General features: G+C 52.2%; 14 protein-coding genes. 5 read left to right on the forward strand and 9 right to left on the reverse strand.

What is annotated here, in order from left to right:
- Positions 1-218 precede the first annotated feature (218 nt).
- From ACFVTB_RS27320 to ACFVTB_RS27345, 6 genes are read right to left on the reverse strand one after another with little or no spacing between them, the layout of a single operon-like run.
- A complete protein-coding gene (locus ACFVTB_RS27320; protein ID WP_387756516.1) occupies positions 219-1,007 on the reverse strand; it encodes an ABC transporter permease in 789 nt (262 codons plus the stop codon).
- On the reverse strand, positions 1,000-1,920 hold the full coding sequence (locus ACFVTB_RS27325) for an ABC transporter ATP-binding protein (RefSeq protein WP_387756518.1): 921 nt from the start codon (positions 1,918-1,920) through the stop codon (positions 1,000-1,002). Before ACFVTB_RS27325 ends, ACFVTB_RS27320 begins: the two co-directional genes overlap by 8 nt.
- A 37-nt stretch (positions 1,921-1,957) precedes the next feature.
- A complete protein-coding gene (locus ACFVTB_RS27330; RefSeq protein ID WP_387756520.1) occupies positions 1,958-2,137 on the reverse strand; it encodes a hypothetical protein in 180 nt (59 codons plus the stop codon).
- Positions 2,134-3,102, reverse strand: a complete 969-nt coding sequence (locus ACFVTB_RS27335; RefSeq protein WP_387756522.1) for an LCP family glycopolymer transferase — start codon at positions 3,100-3,102, stop codon at positions 2,134-2,136. Before ACFVTB_RS27335 ends, ACFVTB_RS27330 begins: the two co-directional genes overlap by 4 nt.
- 31 nt (positions 3,103-3,133) lie before the next feature.
- Positions 3,134-4,348 carry a hypothetical protein gene (locus ACFVTB_RS27340; RefSeq protein WP_387756524.1) on the reverse strand — a complete coding sequence of 405 codons (1,215 nt, stop codon included), beginning with the start codon at positions 4,346-4,348 and terminating at the stop codon, positions 3,134-3,136.
- Between the two features lie 27 nt (positions 4,349-4,375).
- Positions 4,376-4,813 (reverse strand): PilZ domain-containing protein, encoded by a 438-nt coding sequence (locus ACFVTB_RS27345; protein WP_387756526.1) that lies wholly within the window; start codon positions 4,811-4,813, stop codon positions 4,376-4,378.
- A 249-nt stretch (positions 4,814-5,062) separates the two neighbouring features.
- Between ACFVTB_RS27345 and ACFVTB_RS27350 the strand changes: the two genes are divergently transcribed.
- Complete coding sequence (locus ACFVTB_RS27350) at positions 5,063-5,431, forward strand: helix-turn-helix domain-containing protein (protein ID WP_387756528.1); 369 nt, start codon at positions 5,063-5,065, stop codon at positions 5,429-5,431.
- A gap of 929 nt (positions 5,432-6,360) precedes the next feature.
- On the opposite strand, the gene gltB is transcribed toward ACFVTB_RS27350, so the two are convergent.
- Positions 6,361-10,962 carry a glutamate synthase large subunit gene (gltB, locus tag ACFVTB_RS27355; protein WP_387756530.1) on the reverse strand — a complete coding sequence of 1,534 codons (4,602 nt, stop codon included), beginning with the start codon at positions 10,960-10,962 and terminating at the stop codon, positions 6,361-6,363.
- Positions 10,963-11,434: 472 nt separating this feature from the next.
- On the opposite strand from gltB, the gene ACFVTB_RS27360 reads away from it, so the two are divergent.
- Positions 11,435-12,739: a GDSL-type esterase/lipase family protein gene (locus tag ACFVTB_RS27360; protein WP_387756532.1), complete on the forward strand. Its 1,305-nt coding sequence runs from the start codon at positions 11,435-11,437 to the stop codon at positions 12,737-12,739.
- Positions 12,740-12,917: 178 nt separating this feature from the next.
- On the opposite strand, the gene ACFVTB_RS27365 is transcribed toward ACFVTB_RS27360, so the two are convergent.
- Positions 12,918-14,933, reverse strand: coding sequence for a YhgE/Pip family protein (locus ACFVTB_RS27365; RefSeq protein ID WP_387756533.1), 2,016 nt, complete (start codon positions 14,931-14,933; stop codon positions 12,918-12,920).
- Between the two features lie 155 nt (positions 14,934-15,088).
- Positions 15,089-15,688 carry a TetR/AcrR family transcriptional regulator gene (locus ACFVTB_RS27370; protein WP_387756535.1) on the reverse strand — a complete coding sequence of 200 codons (600 nt, stop codon included), beginning with the start codon at positions 15,686-15,688 and terminating at the stop codon, positions 15,089-15,091.
- Positions 15,689-15,997: 309 nt separating this feature from the next.
- Here ACFVTB_RS27370 and ACFVTB_RS27375 point away from each other — a divergent pair, with 309 nt between their 5' ends.
- The 3 genes from ACFVTB_RS27375 to ACFVTB_RS27385 all read left to right on the forward strand — a co-directional run bounded on the left by ACFVTB_RS27375 (position 15,998) and on the right by ACFVTB_RS27385 (position 19,436).
- Entirely contained in the window at positions 15,998-17,110 is a 1,113-nt protein-coding gene (locus ACFVTB_RS27375) for an MGDG synthase family glycosyltransferase (protein ID WP_387756537.1), read from the forward strand.
- Positions 17,111-17,362: 252 nt separating this feature from the next.
- Entirely contained in the window at positions 17,363-18,559 is a 1,197-nt protein-coding gene (locus ACFVTB_RS27380) for an acyltransferase (protein ID WP_387756539.1), read from the forward strand.
- A 28-nt stretch (positions 18,560-18,587) separates the two neighbouring features.
- Positions 18,588-19,436 (forward strand): polysaccharide deacetylase family protein, encoded by an 849-nt coding sequence (locus ACFVTB_RS27385; protein WP_387756541.1) that lies wholly within the window; start codon positions 18,588-18,590, stop codon positions 19,434-19,436.
- Positions 19,437-20,894: the final 1,458 nt, after the last annotated feature.

Genomic DNA, 20,894 nt, shown 5'->3' on the forward strand with positions numbered 1-20,894 from the left:
CCCCAGAGGCTGTCACGTTCTCCCGGCTACCGCCATCATAAAACGACCATTAAATTAGGCCAACCAGTAATCTCTGGTTGACCTAATAATACGAAAAGGGTGTCCCCTTAAGCAGCTTATTCTGCTTAAGGGGACACCCTTTCCCGTTCTCGGCTGCGCCGCAGCCTTCCCTATCATTCACCGTCTAGCACGGTGATCTCCAATGGATGGACAGGCTATCAAGCCGCAACGTCTCTTTTCTGGAACACATACCAGGACAACGCCATAAACACGGCATAATAGGCTCCCAGCACGCTTAAAGAGAATCCTAATGTCATACCTTCTCGAATTGGCGCTTGATCCAAATATTGCACGAGGTCGAGATGGACAAAGAGCAAATAATCGATCCAAGCATAGTCCAGAAACGCCAGAAGCGACAAAAACGAGTTGACGATCAATATAATGAACAGCGAAATGCCGATGGCAAGCGCGCTGCTGCGGAATACCGAGGACAGCATGAACGCAAGCGTTGCCGTTACGACCAGCGTAATGAACTCGTAAAAGTAATACTGCACAAAGTAGCCGGCCGTAGTGCCGCCATACATCGTTCCCATCTGGGACGCCAACGGATTATCGTAGCCGAATAGGATTAAATTCAGCAGGTAGGTGAAGGCGAACAGCAATACCACTAACAGCAGCGCGAACAGAATCACCGATATATATTTCGACAGCAATATTTTCGCGCGCGTCCACGGCCTGATCAACAGCAGTTTAATCGTTCCGGATGAAAACTCGTCCGCAACGCTGCTTGCCGCCACTATGGACGTAAATACCGTAATGAGCATAAAGCCGAATACTGCTTCCCATCTGAACACCGACCACATCGACGGCTCGGTTACCGCCGACAGCTTGACGATTACCGAAATAAAGGCGTTTAGAAGAAGCAGCAGGCCGACCATGACCCATGTACGGGCGCGGCGGTAAATTTTCATATTTTCATTCAAAACGAGTCCCATAAAATTAACCAATTCGCTCGCCTCCCGTCACTTCCAGGAATTGATCCTCGAGCGATTTAATCGCTGCACGTATCCCGTATACTTTAATGCCAGCAGCAACGAATGCTGCATTCAGTTCGGCAATTCGTTCGCGGTCCGCTTCAACCGCAACCGATCCGCCGCCGGCGTTCTCTGCCGAGTTCCCGGATTGCGCGGCTATCGCCAGCGCCTCGCCAAGCCGGTCTACTTCGAACAAATAACGAACGGCCGCATTCTCTCCCTGTGCCTGCTGAATCGACCGGACGTCGATCAGCTTGCCGTTCTGAATAATGGCGACGCGATCGCACATTAGCTCCATTTCGGCCAGCAAATGGCTGGATACGAAAATCGCAATGCCGTCCTCTCTCGCCAACACGCGCAAATAATCGCGAAGCTCGCGGATACCGGCCGGATCGAGACCATTTGTCGGCTCGTCCAATATGAGCAGCTTCGGACGATGCAGAATCGCTTGTGCGACGCCAAGCCTTTGACGCATGCCTAGAGAGTACGTGCGTACCTTGTCGTGAATACGTCCTTCTAAGCCGACAAGCCGAACGACTTCCTCAATTCGCTCGGCAGGTATACCCGGTATCATTCTCGCGTAGTGGACAAGATTTTGATAACCGGTCAAATATTTATACATTTCCGGGTTTTCGACAATGGCACCGACGCGGCGGATCGCCTTTTGATAATCTTTCGTGATGCTAAAGCCGTCAATCGTAATTTCACCGCTGGTCATTTTCATCAAGCCGACCATCATGCGAATTGTCGTCGTTTTACCTGCGCCGTTCGGCCCGAGGAACCCAAATACTTCTCCCGGCGGCAAATCGAGCGTCAACTGATCGATCAGCGTTTTCGAGCCGATCCGTTTGGTAACCCCGTTTAGCCGGACAATCGGTTCTGTCATTTCGCGACCTCCCACCTTTGCCTTTTAATAGAGATCATTATAGCGAAAGGCCCATGCGAATGAAAGTTTTTTCCTGCTCGCTCAAGCAATTTACGCAGCAGCCGAGCGGATATACGACTCTATAGAAGCCGGTGCGGAACAAATCTCTCGCTTGATTAATGGTAGTCATACAATCGCAGCCCACGCAATAAAATTGTTCCTCGGCTTCCATCGTCATTCTCCTTTCGCTCCCTCCGGCACGTTCATTTGCTCCTTGAGCAGATTATGAATACGGTCTTGCTCTTCCTTGCTTACGATGCTGTACCAGATGCCGTTGATCGTCGAGCCTTTGCCGCTGATTTCGACTGAGTCGAACGACTTCAGATCGGTCCGATAATCCGCGATAAACGTTTTCATTTCATCAAACGTAACATCGGTTTTCACGCTCGTACCCAGCTGATTCAGCAGCTTTTGAATCTGCGCGATGTTGTTGAAGTTCAGTGCCTTCTTCATCACCTGCTGTAAAATATCGCGCTGCCGCGAATTCCGGCCCAAATCGCCGCGCGGGTCCTCGTAGCGCATACGCGCATACATAAGCGCTTCATCCCCGCTCAGCTTCAGCGTCCCCTTATCGTAATGATACCCGTCGATATCAAAAGCGAACGAGTTGTCGACCGTAACGCCACCCATCAAATCGATCAGCTTGGAAAATCCCTCCATGTTAATCTTGATGTAATAGTCGACAGGATAATCAAGAAAATGCTCTACCGTCCGCTTCGACATTTCCGTTCCGCCAAAGGCGTAAGCATGGTTGATTTTATCTACCGTACCGTGGCCGATGATTTCGGTTCTCGTATCTCGCGGAATGTTGAACATTAATATCGATTGCTTGATGGGGTTGACGGCAAGCATGATGAGTGAATCGGCTCTGCCCCGGTCGTTCTCTCGCTGATCGACGCCCATGACGAGCACGGTAAAAGGATGCTTCTTCGAAATAAGCTCCTGCGTCTTCGCTTCCGGCGCCGTCTGGCCGATATCCGGATCCTTGCTTACATAAGTCGAAGGCTGGATCGGCTCATAAATTTGGACTGCCGTCTTTTCGACCGTGCGATAGACGTGCCAACCGTATCCAGCAGCCCCTACACCCGTCAGCAGCAGCAGCGCGCCTGCTCCAACCAACGAGCGTTTTACCCATTTCTTCACTCCGGTTGCCTCCCGCAATCTCTTCTATTCATTAAACGTTCTGCAGCGTCTTGTTGTCTTCGGATAAAATGTTGATTTCCTCCCAGCTCTCCGCGAGGCTGATGAAATCCTCCTCCTCCAGACCGCTTCCGAAATGAATTTCCAGAAGCTCCAGCTTTGACGTTGCTTTTATGCCGTGCCTCGAACGAGCGTTCAGCTCCAGCACCGTTCCTGCTAAGACGGATTGCAGCCGTTCGTTTATGATAATCTCGCCTGTACCGGACAATACCGTCCACAGCTTGCGGCGTCGCAAATGAAGACCGTAACCGGTCGAACATCCAGCCTCTACCGTTAGACGCCTTGTCTGGCTCTCTTCGCCGTCCTCGCTTACCGTCTGATCCAGCACCGCAGCCGTCCCCCAATCGGCTCTTTCGCCGGTAGGCACCTGCGCATTGTTCAGGGCGGTCCATGGGACCAAGGACAGATCCGGTAAGTCCCGATTCATAATCAATAGGCCGGAAGCACTTATCGCAACGGCAATATTATAAAGCCCGGCTATCGTAATAGGCAAGCCAAGTTTGTTCCACACCAGGTTTCCTTCCCGCCCGGCCGTATCGGCCGAACGCCTCAGTACATCGGCCCACGAACAGCTATCATTCGAAGGTTCCTTCGTATCTCTTTCATGAGTCTCTGGAACGATCCGTTCCAGCTCTATAGATTCTACTTTCCCATACACTCTGCACAATTCCGTATAAGTGCGCGGAAGCCTTTCATCCGACAGCCGGGACAGCATTGCGCCTAACCGGAAGGCATATGCGCCGCTGCCCTCGCCCGATGCCGGCAAGCCCGCCTCACTCTCAAGAAGCAGACCGGAAAGTTTGTCAACAGTAGCCAGTTTTTCTTCGTCATATTCCCAGTCGGCCGGGATGGCGACGATCGTCTCCTGCAGCGAACAGCCTGCAATTTCATGCAAGTAGGCGGCAGCGAGCTGTGCAGCCCTGTAAGACCCCCGCAAGGCCGGCTCTCTAATAAGCCTTGCTTCGCGTCCAAGCTGTCTCGCCGCTTCTGTCGCTTGAGATTGGCCCACGGCAACGTACAGTCCACGGATGGATGTCGCCGTTTGAAGCCTTGCGTAGAGCTGCTGAACCGCAGCCAGCATCTCGCCCTCCTCATTCGGGTATAAGGAAACGAAAGGGCTCGCCAAATTAACATTCGAGAGCGGCCAAAGCCCTCTTCCTTCTCTGCCTGCCAACAGTACGACGATCATCGCCAATCCTCCTATTCGGTAAAAGGTTTATTCCGCTGCAAGCGGCCGCAGTCCGCTTAGCTTGCGATACAACTGATGAATCCGATGCTGCTCGGGACTTTGCCTAAGCATTTCCTGATTCAGCAAGCGAACAAAGGTCTCTTTCATTTTGCTCGGCGGATCAAACGAGATTCCGTACTCATACGAGTGGTCCCGCTTCTCCCGCCAGACAACATGCCCGCGCAAATAAACGGCGTTGCCCGCCAGCTGTAATTTGAAATCGACCATATAATGCCGCCCGACGGGAAGCTTCAAACCGGTCAAAAAGCAAAGGCCTTCCTGGCTAATGTTAAGCAGCAGGACGGAGGCGGAACTGCGGGTCAGCAGCCGGCCTTGCCCATCGAGCAGGCTCATAGCTGCCGGTATACCGCTGTTCAACCTCATTCTAATGTGCGCTCTTAACGATGATTCGCTATACTGCGCCATGCTCATTCACTCCCATACTGGCGATAAATAATATCGCAACGTATAACGGAAAACGATGATGTCTACACTAGATTCAAGATACAAATCGTATCACTAATACCCCACACTTTACGCTACATTCTGTAACATGTCAATCGAAAACAAAAAAATCGCATCTAGGATGCGACATTTCGTTTCTTTTTAATGCTTTTTTAACAATTACGTATTACTATAAGTGTAGCGAAAAAGGATATTTTAGGAGGAAGAAGGATGAACATCGGAAGCCGAATCGCTCAATTGCGCGACGAGCAAAAATGGACGCAAGAGCAAACCGCGGCTAAGCTTGGCATATCAAGAGCCGCCCTGTCCCACTACGAAAAAAATCGCAGAGAACCAGATAGCGAAACGTTAGCCAAATTCGCCGATCTGTATCAAGTATCGATTGATTATTTGGTAGGCAGAACGTTGAGCCAGCAAGCTGTGCTGGATGACGATGTGCGCGGCTTTGTCGATCAGCTGGAACTATCCGATGATGAAATTTTGGCCAAATATAATTTAAGCGTTGATGGACGCAAGCTTACTGCCGAGGAAACGAAGCGCTTTATTGCTTTTGTACGCGCGGAAAGAATGATGAACTAATTCGAGTTCTCCTCCTTCTATTTGGCATTGCGATTACGAATTGCTCATTGGAATCGGCGAGATCAGTTCGGCAGGCCATTTCTCGCACGGAATGTCCAGCTGCTCCAATACGTCTCTTATATTAAGCTCAACGCGACTGCTGTCTTGCATAGCGTTTCTCTCCCCGTCTACCATCGTAACCGACTCCTATTCCATAGCGATTTTCAATAGCAATGTTATTATACCTAACTTAAGAACGGGAAGTTGTCGGTTGGCGCTATCGAGCAAGTTCTAGTTTAACAGTTATTTGTCGAAATCCCAGTAAAATGGCAGTGACTGACTTGCTAAGCACGCATCCGCCTTCTTCTATTTTGTATACGCGCCGCTTAAACCTCTTAGAACATCTCGTCTTCTATTCGGTTGGTTTAATAATGCGCGCCAGCTTGAAAAAAAACGGTTCAAGACCGTAATCAGCGTGAAGTGAGTGGAAGCGCTGCGGGTCAGAGGGTTCTTCCGATCGCCATTAAAGCCTGATTCCTTTATTTTATAGAGGGTTGCGGTAGGAATCTTGCTTTAAAAGCGACCACATTCGTTTCTCCAGAATCCCTCTGCCCCTCCACTTTTTCTCCTTTTCCGCCAAGCACTGATTTTAAGTTTGAGCCGTAAAAACACAAAAAAGACGCATTCCGCTCTGTCTAGGCGCGGGATGCGTCTTTCTACGTTAGTAGCGCGGCGTATCCGCTCTATACGCCACGATATCTTCTGCACTGCGGCGGGCTTGCGGGTAACAAGCCCGCACCTAAGCAAGCAGCTCTCAGCGCGCTGCTGAGGCAGCAGAGGGCGTCACCATCACACCTTGCTTGCGGAACTCGCCTTAACACATAGAAAAACGCCCCGTGCCGTCTTCGAAAAGAAGAACAGCCGGGGCGTTCTATTTAATAACTGCTGAATCAGCCGCCCGTGCGAGCCAATTCTTTCATGCTTTCCTCGAACGCCGCGAGCAACGCCGCGTCATCCTTCAGGCCGGTATCTTCCGCTTTGCTGATATGCTCCAGCATTTTTTTGTAATCCTTCGGAATAACCTTCACGAATCTGCCGAGCGAGCCTTCCCAATCGTTCAGGACACGCGCGCCGACGGCGCTGTCCGTATATTGCACATGACGATCGATCATACCCTTCAGTTCGGCAATATCTCCTGCTTCTTCCAAGCGCTCGAGCAGAACCATCTCGATATTGCATTGGTTGAAGAACTCGCCGTTCTCGTCATAGACGTATGCGACACCGCCCGACATGCCTGCGGCGAAGTTGCGTCCAGTGTCGCCGAGAATGACGACGCGTCCGCCAGTCATATATTCGCAGCCGTGGTCGCCCACGCCTTCAACAACGACCTTCACGCCGCTGTTACGCACTGCGAAGCGCTCGCCTGCTATGCCGCGAATGTAAGCTTCCCCGCTTGTGCCGCCGTACAGCGCCGTATTGCCGATAATGACGTTCTCCTCGGCGACAAAGGTCGCTTTCGGAGACGGCGCTACGATCAGCTTGCCGCCGGAGAGACCTTTACCAACGTAGTCATTCGAGTCGCCTTCCAGCGAGAGCGTAATGCCTTGCGGCACGAACGCGCCGAAGCTTTGGCCGGCGGAGCCGACAAAGTGGAACGAGATCGTGTCTTCAGGCAAGCCCTTCGCGCCGTACAGACGGGTTACCTCGCTGCCAAGCACCGTGCCGACAACGCGGTTCGTGTTGCAGATCGGGAACGTACCGCGTACGCGCTCGCCGCTCGTCAGTGCCGGCTGAGCCGTCGGAACGAGCTGCTGGACGTCGAGCGACAGCTCGAGACCATGGTTTTGCGACTGTACGTTGTAACGCGCCGCGTCTTGCGGAACGTCCGGCTGGTGAAGCAGCGGCGCAAGGTCGAGGCCTTTCGCTTTGTAATGGTTCAACAGCTGCTTCGTTTCAAGAATGTCCGAGCGGCCAACCATCTCTTGTATCGTCCGGAAGCCCAGTTCCGCCATAATTTCGCGAAGCTCAGTCGCTACAAATTTCAAGTAATTGACGACATGGCTTGGATCGCCCATAAATTTCGCGCGCAGCTCAGGATTTTGCGTCGCCACGCCGACCGGACAAGTATCCAACTGGCAAACGCGCATCATGACGCAGCCGAGTACGACAAGCGGAGCTGTCGAGAAGCCGTATTCTTCCGCGCCGAGCAGAACTGCGATTGCCACGTCGCGACCGTTCATCATTTTACCGTCCGTCTCGATGACGACGCGGTCGCGCAAGTTGTTCATCATCAGCGTTTGATGCGTTTCGGCAAGGCCAAGCTCCCAAGGCAGACCCGCATGACGGATCGAGTTCATTGGCGATGCGCCTGTGCCGCCATCGTAGCCGGACACCATGATCACGTCCGCGCGCGCTTTCGCAACGCCGGCAGCAATTGTTCCTACGCCTACCTCCGAAACGAGCTTCACATTGATGCGAGCGCGCGGATTGGCGTTTTTCAAATCGTGAATGAGCTCCGCCAAATCCTCAATCGAGTAAATATCGTGATGCGGCGGTGGCGAGATGAGGCCTACGCCCGGCGTTGAACCGCGAACCTCGGCTACCCAAGGATACACTTTACGTCCAGGAAGCTGTCCGCCTTCGCCCGGCTTCGCGCCCTGCGCCATTTTAATTTGAATCTCGTCGGCGTTGACCAGGTAGTTGCTCGTTACGCCAAAGCGTCCCGATGCGACCTGCTTGATCGCGCTGCGGCGGGAATCGCCGTTCGCGTCAGGCGTGAAGCGCGCTGGATCTTCGCCGCCTTCGCCCGTATTCGATTTGCCGCCAATGCGGTTCATCGCGATCGCCAGGCTTTCATGCGCTTCCTTGCTGATCGAACCGAAAGACATCGCACCTGTTTTAAAGCGTTTGAAGATCGATTCGATCGACTCGACTTCTTCAAGCGGCACCGATTGCTGGCCATCCTTGAATTGCAGCAACGAACGAAGCGTCATGAACTTCTTGTCTTCGCCTTGCACCAGATTCGAGAACTTTTTATACAGCTTATAGTCGTTGGCGCGGGAAGCCATTTGCAGCGTATGAATCGTCTGCGGGCTGAACAAGTGGTCTTCGCCGTCTTTGCGCCATTGATATTCGCCGCCGGAGTCGAGTTCTTTCTCTCCGCCCTCTTGTTCGGCGTACGCTTTGTTATGGTATTTGAGCGCCTCTTCGGCGATGACATCGAGCCCGATGCCGCCGATCCGGGATGGCGTCCAAGTGAAATATTCGTCAATCAGCTCTTCTTTGAGGCCGACGGCTTCGAAGATTTGAGCGCCGCGGTACGACTGAACGGTCGAAATGCCCATTTTGGACAATACTTTCGTAACGCCCTTCGTCGCCGCTTTAATATAGTTTTTAACCGCTTTGTCGTGCTTCACGCCTTTCAGCATGCCTTGCGTAATCATATCGTCCAGCGTTTCGAACGCAAGATATGGGTTAACCGCATTTACGCCGTAGCCGAGCAGCAGCGCGTAATGATGCACTTCGCGCGGATCGCCCGATTCGAGCAAAATCGCAACTTTAGTCCGCGTGCCTTGGCGAATGAGGTGATGATGCAGCGCGGACACAGCCAGCAGGGCCGGAATAGCCGCATTTTCCTGATCGATGCCGCGGTCGGACAAAATAAGAATATTATGGCCTTTGTCGATAACGCGGTCGGCCGCTTCGCACATCAGCTCAAGAGCGGAACGAAGTCCTTCCTCGCCCTCTGCCGCCGTAAAGAAGATCGGAAGCGTAATTGCCTTGAAGCCTGGACGGCGCACATGGCGCAGCTTCGCGAACTGCTCGTTGGACAGAATCGGCGTATCCAGCTTAATGTGGCGCGCGCTTTCCGGCTCCGGCTTCAGCAGGTTGCGCTCCGGACCGATTGTCGTGCCGACGGCTGTAATAATTTCCTCGCGAATCGCGTCGATCGGCGGATTCGTTACCTGCGCAAACAGCTGCTTGAAGTAGTTGTACAGGCGCTGCGGACGCTCCGACAGGACGGCCAGAGGAGCATCGTAGCCCATCGAAGAGATCGGCTCTTGACCGCTGCTTGCCATCGGCTCCAGCACTTTGCGCACATCTTCGAACGTATAGCCGAAAGCTTGCTGGCGCTGCTGAACCGTTGCATGATCCGGATCCGGCAGCTCAGGCGCATCCGGCAAATCCTCGAGGCCTACCAAATGCTCGTCGAGCCAGTCGCGATAAGGATGTGCGGCTGCGACTTGCGCTTTGACTTCCTCATCCGGAATGATGCGTCCCGCTTCCGTATCAACAACGAGCATTTTGCCCGGACGTAGGCGGTCTTTATATAAGATGTCCTCAGGGGCGATTTCGACCGTGCCCGCTTCGGAACCGAGAATGATATGATCGTCTTTCGTCACGTAATAACGCGCCGGACGAAGACCGTTGCGGTCGAGGTACGCGCAAATTTGCGAGCCGTTTGTGATCGCCATAGCGGCTGGGCCGTCCCACGGCTCCATCAGCGTGCTATGATATTCGTAGAACGCTTTTTTCTCATCGTCCATGCTTTCGTGATTGGACCACGGCTCCGGAACCATCATCATCGCCACATGCGGCAGCGAGCGGCCGGAAAGCGCCAAAAATTCAAGTGTATTGTCAAACATTGCTGTATCGGAGCCGTCCGGATTAATAACCGGCTTAACCTTCTCGATATCGTTGCCGAATAGTTCGGTTTCGAACAGCGACTGGCGGGCGTGCATCCAGTTGACGTTTCCGCGCAGCGTGTTGATCTCGCCGTTATGAATCAAGTAATGGAACGGATGCGCGCGCTCCCAGCTTGGGAACGTATTCGTGGAGAAACGGGAGTGGACAAGCGCCATCGCCGTTACGACCGATTCATCGTTCAACTCTTGATAGAAGGAACCAACCTGCTCCGTCGTCAGCATCCCTTTGTATACGATTTTTTTGCTCGACAGGCTGGAGAAATAGAACATTTCGCCGCCCTCTTTGCCGGAGTAGCGAATCGCTTTTTCCGCACGTTTGCGAATGACATACAGCTTGCGCTCGAAGCTGAGCTCATCCTTCAGCCCTTCGTTTTTGCCAATAAACACTTGGCTTACGAACGGCTTAACCGAAAGCGCCGATTGGCCGAGTTTGCGGTCGTCGGTCGGTACAGTGCGGAAGCCGATCAGCGATTGGCCTTCCTCCTCGATAATGCGAGCGAGCTCCTGCTCGAAGGAAGCCCGAATGTCTTCGCTTTGCGGCATAAACATCATACCAACCGCATAAGCTCCTTCTTGCGGCAATTCAATCTCCTGCTTTTTCAGTTCGCGTGCGAAAAAGTCATGCGGGATTTGCAGCAAAATGCCTGCGCCGTCGCCGGTGTTCGGCTCGCTGCCTTGACCGCCGCGATGCTCCATGTTCTCGAGAAGCGTAAGAGCCTGGCGAATGACGGTATGCGATTTCTTACCTTTAATATTTGCAACAAATCCCATGCCGCATGCGTCTTTCTCAAAACGTGGATCGTAAAGGCCTTGCTTTGGCGGTAATCCAAAAATTTTCTCTTTCATTGTGCGCAACCTCTCTTACAGAAGATTTTTGGGCAAGCATTGAAGAACCGGTAAACGAAGCGGCCTGGCGAATCGTTATCGCAAAGGCGGCCACTCGGCTGCCCGGCAGTTCGGAACGGCTTCGGGCGTCAGCGCTTCGGCGAGCCTTTTGTCGTTCAATTGAGCCTTGACCATTGACAGAATATTCATTAAACCGATCCGAATACAAACTTTCTACCGAGTAATAAAGGAAAACGTTCGTGTCGTATGGAAAGGTATAGAATCGAAGCGTCGGCTGTCCAAGGTTTGTCGTTTCCCGTGCAGTGTCGTGCCATTTCAGCTTGTAATTCAGTTTAACACCATGCTAAAAGGGAAGCAATTTAATCTTTTTTATGGTTGTGATAAACATTACTTACCGCGGCATTGTTCGGTTATTCGTCTTCTTATTTAAACATTTTAACAAAAGGAAGTGACACCGGTGTATAGCAATTTCATGGAAAAAACTCGTCGGGCAGCTGCCGTTGCGGCGGCGCTCGCTTTATTTTCTCTTACCTTATGGACAGGCTCTGCGTATGGCGCTGCAGTGAAAGCTCCCGCAACGCCGAAAAACGACGGGATATTCCGCATCGTGGCGCTGGGAGACTCCATTACGGCAGGCTACGAGAAAGGTTTTTCCGAACAAGACGTTCCATACGGCTACGTTGAACACATCTACGAACAAGCGCTCTTTCGGGGACTGCGGGCCGAATATGCCAACTTCGGCATTCTCGGGCTGAAAACGGCCGGTCTCGAGCGTTTGCTCTCGGCCGCGGAGAAAGGCCTTCCCGTTCGTCCCGACGACATTCAGCGAGGTCTTCCCGACCCGAGAGCCGCCGCTCTTGTCGACGCGCCAGACCGAATTGGAAAAGCGATTCGAGCGGCCGACCTGATCGTTATGACGATCGGCGGCAACGATTTGTATGCCGTTGTAGAAAGTCTTGAGTCGGATGCCGGCGCGGCTGGAGCCGAGAAGCTGCTGGACGGCCTGCTGGACGATTACGAGCGCCAATTGACAGCCGTGGTCGGCAGTATCAGAAAGCTGCAGCCGAACGTGCAGATCGCCATCGCGGACCAATACGTCCCCATCCCAGCGCCGCTTAAGCTTGGAGCGCTCGTCGTACCGCTTTACCCGGAGATCGACCGTCAATTTTTGCTTCGCGGAACGGAGAAGCTCACCGAAAGGCTGGAGCGAATTGCCTCCAAGCTTAGCAGCGAAAGCTCCCGAATCGGAATCGTGCCGATTGGCGCGACGTTTCGAGGCAACGAGTTAAAGCTCACATCCGTCGCCGATGGGGACGTCCATCCCAACCGACTTGGCTATAAGGCTATCGGGTTCGAATTCACCAAGTCGATCTGGGGCGGATACCGCACCGTCAGGACGCGTGGCGAAGAGGTTCCCGTCTCCGTCGTAGCGAACGGAAAGGAGCTTTCTTTCGGTGCTCATTCCCCCGTTCGCCGCAACGGCACGATCTTTATGCCCGTCAACGACGCCGTCCGGGCAGCGGGCGGGACGATCAGCTGGAGCAAGGACGGCAAGACGGCCGCATTTAGCGGCAACGGCCACAATGTCCGGCTGACGATCGGTTCCGCTTATGCAACGGTCGACGGCTCGCGGATGAAATTAAACAGCCCTCCTGCTTACATACACAGGGCGGGCCGTGAGACGGTCGCGTATATGCCGATTGCCGTGCTGGCGGAAACGCTTCGGACGCAAGTCGTCTACCGCTCCACCATCCAAACCGTGTTCATCAATCGATAAGCTGCTTTTTACTGTTCGGGAAACCGAAACATATGTTTTAAAAGCCATTATGCCGTAACATTCGCCTTATCGTCCATGCACGATTTTGATTCATATTTGCATCTTTTGTCGCATTTCACAGCGTTCATATGTAAACAAGACCTGAAGCTAGTTTCCGCTTCAGGTCTCTTTTTTATCATTATACGGCAGCCAGTGCTCCTGCTTCCGCTTTCTTGCCCTTGCGATGGGCAATTGCGAAATAAGCGAACGCGAGCAGGAAGAACGAGGCGAAATAGATCATCAATATGCCCGCATTCGTCCAGTAGGCAGCGGTGTCTCCGCTTGAAATAACCGCCTTGAAGCCGGTCACGCTGTAGCTCATTGGCAGCCACGCGTTAATGGCCTGCATCCAATCCGGAATCATCTCCAACGGGAATGTGCCCGCCGACGTCGTCAACTGGAAGATGAGGATGAGAATTGCAATAAAACGGCCTGGCTGGTCAAACGCTGCCACCAGAAATTGAATCAGGCTCATGAACGTTACACTCGTCAAGAAGGTGAACAGGAAGAACAGACCCTCGCTTTGAACCTGCAAATCCAAACCGTACAATACGACCGCAAACACAATTGCCGTTTGAATGAGGCCGATGACGGCCATTACCATCAGCTTGCTGATGAACCAGCTCCAAGCACTAGCCGGCTTCACCGCCGGTTCCCTTACTTCATAAACAATCGTAAGCAGCAATGCGCCTACAAACATGCCTAGCGACAGAATATATGGAGCGAAGCCCGTTCCGTAGTTAGGCACATGCTCGTTTACAACCTTTTCTACCTCGATCGGATTTGCGAACATATTATAAAGATCGTCGCCGCCATGAATAGACGACGTCGCGTCGGCCGCCTCGCTTAGCTTGCTGGACAGCTCGCCCGAGCCGTCGGTCAGCTGCAGCAGGCCGCTGCTAAGCTTATCTGCGCCTGTAGTCAGCTTAGACGAGCCGTCAACGACGCTGTCCATGCCTGCGGAGAGTCTCTGCAGGCCGCCATTCAGCTTGCCCGCGCCTTCCTGCAAGCTTTGCGCACCTCTGGCGAGCTTGCCTGCACCGCCTGACGTCTCCTGAAGCTTAACGCCGAACGTATCGAGTCCGCTTGTCAACTGGCCTAAACCTCCGCTTAAGGAGTCCGCACCGGCAAACAGCTTGCTCTGGCCGTCAGCCGCCGCTTTCGCGCCCTCTGCCAGCCGTTTGCTCGATTCCACCAGCTGTTTGAAGTTTTCGTCATCAGCCAGCCCCGGTACGGCCGCCGCATACTGCTCCAGCGCCGCCGACAGCTGCTGCGCTCCCGCTTCCACCTGCTCCGCTCCGCCGGCGGATTGCTTCAGTCCGTCCGCCAGCTGCTTTGCGCCATCGTCAGCCTTTTTCGCCCCGGCCTGCAACTGGCCATTCGCCTCAGACAACTGCTTGAGGCCGCCCGACAGCGTGCCGAGACCGCCGTTCAGCTCGCCCGCGCCCGAGACAAGCGCCTTGCTTCCTCCGACAAGCTGGCCGACGCCGTCTTTCACCGTCAGCGAGCCTTCGGTCAGCTTGCGCAAATTGGCGGCGATAGTCTGCGCCCCGTCCTTCGCGCTTGCAGCTCCGTTCGCGATTTCGGAAGCGCCGTCGCTGGCCGTGCCGAGACCGTCGGAAAGCTCCGTCATTTGCTCGAATACGGTCCGCGCGTATTCCTTCGTTACTTCCTTATTAAGTTCGTTTTTCATTTTCTCAATTGCCGAATTGCCCATCATGCTCGACAAAAAGTTTTTGCTTTCATTCGGCAAATATTGAATAACAGCCGGCTGCGGGTGATCCGTCGTCAGCGTCGTTGTCTGCTCGGAGAAATTGTCCGGCAGCTCGATCGCCATATAATACTTGTTGTCGGTCAACCCCTGCTCAGCCGTCTCCTTGTCAACGAAATCCCATTTGAACGTCGAGTTTTCCTTCAGCTTCTCGATAAATTCGTCGCCGATCGCCAGTTCTTTGCCGTTAAACTTCGCACCGGCGTCGGAATTGACGACGGCCACCGGCAGCTCGTTCATTTTGCTGTACGGATCCCAGAACGCCGCGAGAAACAACCCGCTGTACAACACCGGTATCAATAATATGGCGCTGACTTGGATGAGCGTCTTTTTATTTGTAGCAATAGCGGCCAGCTCTTTGCCGAATTGTCTTAACCCTTTCACAGTACCTCACTCCTATATCTGATCGCTATTTTCCCATCCATCTGTTCGTCAGCCTATATGACTATTTTGGTCATTTGGTCATTTTGAACCAAATAAAGAACCGTCCTTCTCCGTCTCCGGCGCAGATGGTCGGCCTCTTTTTCACTTTTCGCCCGTTATCGGGTCGTTTCCTGGAGCCCGTGTTGAAACAGTCTCGTAATATGTCCGCTAATCTCTTCTCTGGACAACGGCTCCCTTTTTCTCCCCCATTCGATCGCAAGCGCGATATAAGTGCGGAAAATCAAGTATGCCGTCAATTCCGGGTTGTCGCTGACCAGCTCGCCCTGCTCCATTCCTCTGCGAACCTCCTGCTCGGTAAAGCCGACAATCGCCTTCTCAATATTGTCAAGAGCTTCCTGTACGGCAGGCGTTCGAACGTCCCAAAGCTCCTGATTCAGCTTCATAAACAACTCGTGTTTTTGACGGAACTGCAAAACGCCGTGAAGCGCATTGTTTAGATTTTCGAAAAACGGCTTGCTCCGGTCAATCTTCTCATCCGCCACCTCTTTGATCTCACAGGTCAGCTGCCGGATAATTTCCTCGAACAACTCTTCCTTGGTGGCGAAAAATGTATAAATCGTCCCTTTCCCGACTCCGGCAAGCTTTGCGATCAAGTCCATTGTCGTCGCTTTGTAGCCGAACATCGCAAACGATTTTGCAGCCGCCTCGACCGTCTGCTTCCTTCGGTCAATCGGTTTGCGCGCAGATGCCATCATCCGTATCCTCCTCCTATATCCTGACTAACTGACCAAAATAACAATTCGGTCATTCGTTCATGAGTTCAGTTTAGCATGCTCAGAATGCATTTGCAACATTCCAACGAGAAATTCAATGGGAAATTTATTCAATTTTTGCTCCATTTCGTTTCACCCGCTCCTTCCAATATGTTAAAATATGAGCAATGCGAAAGTTGCTGCCGACCGCTTCCATGTGAGGCGCAACAAGCTTGCTCGAATAACCTGCATGGACTGCTTGTGCATTTATCTCTTGCGAAGTAATATGGAATTAGAAAAGTAGGTGACATTATGCGTAAGAAAAGAGTGCTCCTGCTCTCCGAAGGCTTCGGATCGGGGCACACGCAAGCCGCATACGCCCTCGCGGCAGGCCTGCGACAGCTCGACCACGGCATCCAGCCCAAAGTCATCGAGCTCGGCAGTTTTCTTAATCCCATATTAGGCCCGTTAATTATTTCCGCTTATCGCAAGACGGTCAGCAAACAGCCTAAAATGGTCGGACTGATGTATCGCAGTAATTATAAAAAATCGCTTAACCGGTTGGCCCAGTTGGCGCTTCATCGGATGTTCTATACCCATACGACGCAGGTGATCACGCAGCTTAAACCTGATCTCATCGTCTGCACGCATCCGGTGCCGAACGCCGTCGTCAGCCGCATCAAACGGCTCGGATTAGATTTGAAGATATGTACCGTCATTACCGATTATGACGCGCATGGCTCCTGGGTCAATCAGCAAGTGAACAAATACCTCGTCTCGACGTCGCTCGTCAAGAAGAAACTGACCGACCGCGGCGTGGAGGCCGATCGAGTAGAGATTACCGGCATTCCGGTTCATCCGAATTTCTGGACAAGCTACGACAAAGAAGAGGTCCGCAGCCAATTCGGCTTGAAATCGCTGCCGACCGTCCTTATCATGGGCGGAGGCTGGGGGTTGATCGAGGATGAACTGCTCGAGTACATGACCAAATGGCGAGAAAGCGTTCAGCTTATTTTTTGCATCGGCAACAACGAGAAAGTCCGCGAAAAGATGATGGCGGTTCCGCAGTTCCAGCATCCGAATATTCGCGTACTTGGCTTCACGAAGGAAATCAGCAAGCTAATGGACGCCGCAGACGTCCTTGTGACGAAGCCCGGCGGCATGACCTGCACGGAAGGAATGAGCAAGGGCATTCCCATGCTGTTCTATCAGCCGATTCCCGGGCAGGAGGAAGAGAACTGCGAGTATTTTATTCAAAACGGATTCGGCGAAATGCTGGATTCCACTGATGTCATCAGCAAATGGTTCACGATCATTCAGGAACCGCTAGCGGCAGGCAAATATCGAAGCGAATTGCTGTCCAAACGAAATCAGCAATATGAGCCGACCAGTTGTCCGAACGCCGTGCTGCAGTTAATGCAGTAACGGCGTTTTTTTATTTGGAAAAAGATTTGGGCTTGGGGGATCAACCGTCTCCATGTTGCGAATAACTCGCACTGAGAGCTGCACGCTTGCTGACTGCCTTTTACTGGGCAACCTTTCCATTCCCCGGTCCGTCTATGAGATTGAGCGTTCCTTTCTATGGGATTTAAAGACATATTGTGCCAAAGAGGACGTTTATACTATAATGACTAAGTTGCCGGCCAGACCGGCGTCAAATGCGTGAGAGAGGATGCAATGATCATGTCTAGTCCCGCCGTGCAAAAAAAGGCGAACATCCCGGAGCTTCAGCTCGTTCGCGCCATGGCTATTCTCGGAGTGCTGTCTGTACATTCTACTTCGTATGCTGTCAATGCAATGAAAGAATCGAGTTATTTCGTTCTCTACAATTTTTTTAATATCTTTATGAAATTCGGCACGACTACTTTTATCTTTTTGAGCAGCTTCGTTCTTTTTTACAACTACTATTCTCGTCCGCTAGATAAGAAGCTGATAGGCGGATTTTACAAGAAACGGCTGCTTTATATTATCGTTCCTTATTTATTCTTTTCCGTTCTCTATTTTGTGACTCTTCATTATATGTATTATCCCACCCGTTCTCTTGCCGACACAGTGGATAGCTTCATAAGTAAGGTAACGACGGGCAAAGCGTATACGCATCTTTATTTCGTCTATATCAGCATTCAATTCTATGTATTATTTCCGTTATTCCTCTGGCTGTTCAAGAAGTTTCCGAAGCTTGTCCCTTGGGCGTTTGCCGGAGGCCTTCTCATTCAGTGGGGATTTTTTATCGTCAACAAATACGTCCTGGTGGAACAGGTACATAATCGGGGCAGCTGGTCGTTGTCCTACTTCTCCTATTATTTCTTAGGCGCGGTGCTCGGCATCTATTACCCGAAAATAAAAGCTTGGATCATTATAGCGAAGGAAAACGCGTCGACCGCACGCGTTGTGGCCTGGGTCGGGCTGTGGACGCTATGGCTGGCCGCGGGACTCACGCATGTCTATATCTATTATTTAGACCGAATGAAGATTTATACGGCTAACTCCACGCTGTTCGATCTTGTCTGGAATGTTCATGCAATGCTGACCGCCCTTGTCCTGCTGCAATTTGGCCACTTGCTGTATCGGAAGCTTTCGGCTATCCCGAATAAGCTGGTATCCAGCCTTGGGGCGCTCTCGTTTGGCATTTATTTGATTCATCCTTACTTCCTGCTTTTTTATCGCGAACACGCGCCTAATACCGGTACCGCATGGCTGCTTCATCTATGGTATCTCGGCGGATTTGCGCTTGCTTTGTTCGCTTCATGGATCGTGGTATATTTAGTTGGCCGATTTGTGCCATTCTCCTGGATTTTTTTCGGCAATCTGCCGAAAAAGAAAAAGAGGGCTCCATTGCAGCCGGTCGTTCCGGAACGGCAGCTGGATGCTTAATTCATCAGACCATTAGAGGGGGATTCCATTGAAGACGAAAGTCATCGCCGCGCTGCTTGTACTAGCGATTGCGATTGTGTGGCCGGTTACGGCAAGGCAGCTGAATGCAGCCAACTACTATTATAAGAACAAGGTCATTGTCCTGATGTACCATCATATCGATACGAAAGAAAGTGGAGCGACCATTTCTCCCGCTCGTTTCGGCACTCATATGAAGCTTCTTAAAGATAAAGGCTACAATGTCATCAGCATAGAGCAATTTGCCGACTTCATGCAGAAGAAAGCCACCGTCCCGAACAACGCGGTCGTCATTACCTTCGATGACGGATACGATAGCTTCAATGAATACGCCGTGCCGATCATGAAAAAATACGATTATGTCGCGGCCCACTTTATTATCGGAGCAAGCTCGGACAATCATAATGTCGCCACCAAGCATCTCGATTGGGATACGATGCGCAAGCTGAAAGAAGAAGGCTTCAGCTTTTACAGCCATACTTACGATCAGCATCATTACGCTCCTCTCAACGAAAGCGGAAGCAGGACTGGTCCGATGCTGACCAACCGCATTTATTTGAAAGACCAGAAGAGAGTCGAAACGAAGGCAGAATACGTTGCGCGTCTGAAAGCCGACACGTCGCTAATCGAGTCGCGGTTGAAGGAAGAACTGGACAACAATTATCAGTTGATCGCCTTCCCGTTCGGAGCGTTTAACTCGACATCTAAAAAAATTCAAAAGGATGCCGGGGTCTCGTTGTTTTTCACCGTAAAGCCGGGCATCAACACGCAAGGCTCCGACGAAGTGTATCGCATCAATGCCGGCTCTCCGAAGATGACCGGCAACAATTTTCTCGAAGCGTTGCGAAAATTCCATTAACCGGTGAAAAACCGGCCCGCACCTGCAGAACGCAGGCTGTGGGCCGGTTTTTCGTTGCACGGCGTACCGCTGGGCTGAGCAGCGGGAAAGGCTTGCAGAGCAGCAGAGCAAATGCTGTGCGGCTTGTAGAGCAATGGTGCTCCGCTTGTAGAGCAATGGTGCTCGGCTTGTAGAGCAGCAGAGCATTGGTGGTGTTCGGTTTGCCTTTACTCACCACCCGCACCACGCCACTCTTTCATTCTCTGTAAGACGGTTTTCCGTCTTACAGCCCTACTTGAGCGCACTTTTCGACTCTGTAAGACGGTTTTCCGTCTTACAGCCCAGTTCGAGCGCACTTTTCGACTCTGTAAGACGATTTTCCGTCTTACGGCCCAGCCCGAGCGCACTTTTCGCCTCTGTAAGACGGTTTTCCGTCTTACAGCCCTACTTGAGCGCACTTTTCGACTCTGTAAGACGGTTTTCCGTCTTACAGCTCTGCACGGGCGCACTTTTCGACTCTGTAAGACGGTTTTCCGTCTTACAGCCCAGCTAGGCATGGGCTGATTTTTCGATCCGTAAGGCGCTTTGGAGCCTTACAGCCCGGGGCGAGCTCGGTTTTCGACTCTGTAAGGCGCTTTGGAGCCTTACAGCTAGGCATGTGCTCGGTTTTCGACTCTGTAAGGCGCTTTGGAGCCTTACAGCTCGGTATGAGCTCGATTTTCGACTCTGTAAAGCGCTTTGGAGCCTTACAGTTCGGCGTGGGCTCGCTTTTCGACTCTGTAAGGCGCTTTGGAGCCTTACAGCTAGGCATGTGCTCCTTTTTCGACTCTGTAAGGCGCTTGGAGCCTTACAGCTAGGCTTTGGCTCGTTTTTCGACTCCGTAAGGCGCTTTGGAGCCTTACAGCTAGGCAATGTGCTCGGTTTTCGACTCTGTAAGGCGCTTTGGAGCCTTACAGCTCGGCATGGGCTCGCTTTTCGACTCTGTAAGGCGCTTTGGAGCCTTACAGCTAGGCATGTGCTCCTTTTTCGGCTCTGTAAGGCGCTTTGGAGCCTTACAGCTAGGCAATGTGCTCGGTTTTCGACTCTGTAAGGCGCTTTGGAGCCTTACAGCCCGGGGCGAGCTCGGTTTTCGACTCTGCAAGGCGCTTTGAAGCCTTACAGCTCATCTTGAGTGCACCTTTCGCCTTGTAAGACGGTTTTACGGCTTACAGCTATGCTTGAGTGCACTTTTTGCCTCTGTAAGGCGGTTTTCCGCCTTACAGCTCATCTCGAGCGCACTTTTCGCCTCCGTAAGACGGTTTTACGGCTTACAGCTCCGCTTGAGCCCACTTTTCGCCTCTGTAAGGCGGTTTTCCGGCTTACAGCCCAGTTCGAGCGCACTTTTTGGATGTAGACTAAAAAGTAGACACGCTGTAACAGCGACCTGATACAATAAAACTAACAAAAAAGGTCGAGGTGTGTCATGGGAGATATCCGCCA

Origin of the sequence: Paenibacillus sp. NPDC058071 (assembly GCF_042885235.1) — a bacterium.
In the GTDB taxonomy this organism is placed as follows: Bacteria; Bacillota; Bacilli; order Paenibacillales; family Paenibacillaceae; genus Pristimantibacillus.

What these genes read in the sequence shown, in the direction of transcription:
- ACFVTB_RS27325 (WP_387756518.1), bottom strand. Translation starts at nt 1,920, where the DNA reads ATGACAGAACCGATTGTCCGGCTAAACGGGGTTACCAAACGGATCGGC.
- ACFVTB_RS27330 (WP_387756520.1), bottom strand. Translation starts at nt 2,137, where the DNA reads ATGACGATGGAAGCCGAGGAACAATTTTATTGCGTGGGCTGCGATTGT.
- ACFVTB_RS27340 (WP_387756524.1), bottom strand. Translation starts at nt 4,348, where the DNA reads ATGATCGTCGTACTGTTGGCAGGCAGAGAAGGAAGAGGGCTTTGGCCG.
- ACFVTB_RS27345 (WP_387756526.1), bottom strand. Translation starts at nt 4,813, where the DNA reads ATGGCGCAGTATAGCGAATCATCGTTAAGAGCGCACATTAGAATGAGG.
- ACFVTB_RS27350 (WP_387756528.1), top strand. Translation starts at nt 5,063, where the DNA reads ATGAACATCGGAAGCCGAATCGCTCAATTGCGCGACGAGCAAAAATGG.
- gltB (WP_387756530.1), bottom strand. Translation starts at nt 10,962, where the DNA reads ATGAAAGAGAAAATTTTTGGATTACCGCCAAAGCAAGGCCTTTACGAT.
- ACFVTB_RS27360 (WP_387756532.1), top strand. Translation starts at nt 11,435, where the DNA reads ATGGAAAAAACTCGTCGGGCAGCTGCCGTTGCGGCGGCGCTCGCTTTA.
- ACFVTB_RS27370 (WP_387756535.1), bottom strand. Translation starts at nt 15,688, where the DNA reads ATGATGGCATCTGCGCGCAAACCGATTGACCGAAGGAAGCAGACGGTC.
- ACFVTB_RS27375 (WP_387756537.1), top strand. Translation starts at nt 15,998, where the DNA reads ATGCGTAAGAAAAGAGTGCTCCTGCTCTCCGAAGGCTTCGGATCGGGG.
- ACFVTB_RS27380 (WP_387756539.1), top strand. Translation starts at nt 17,363, where the DNA reads ATGATCATGTCTAGTCCCGCCGTGCAAAAAAAGGCGAACATCCCGGAG.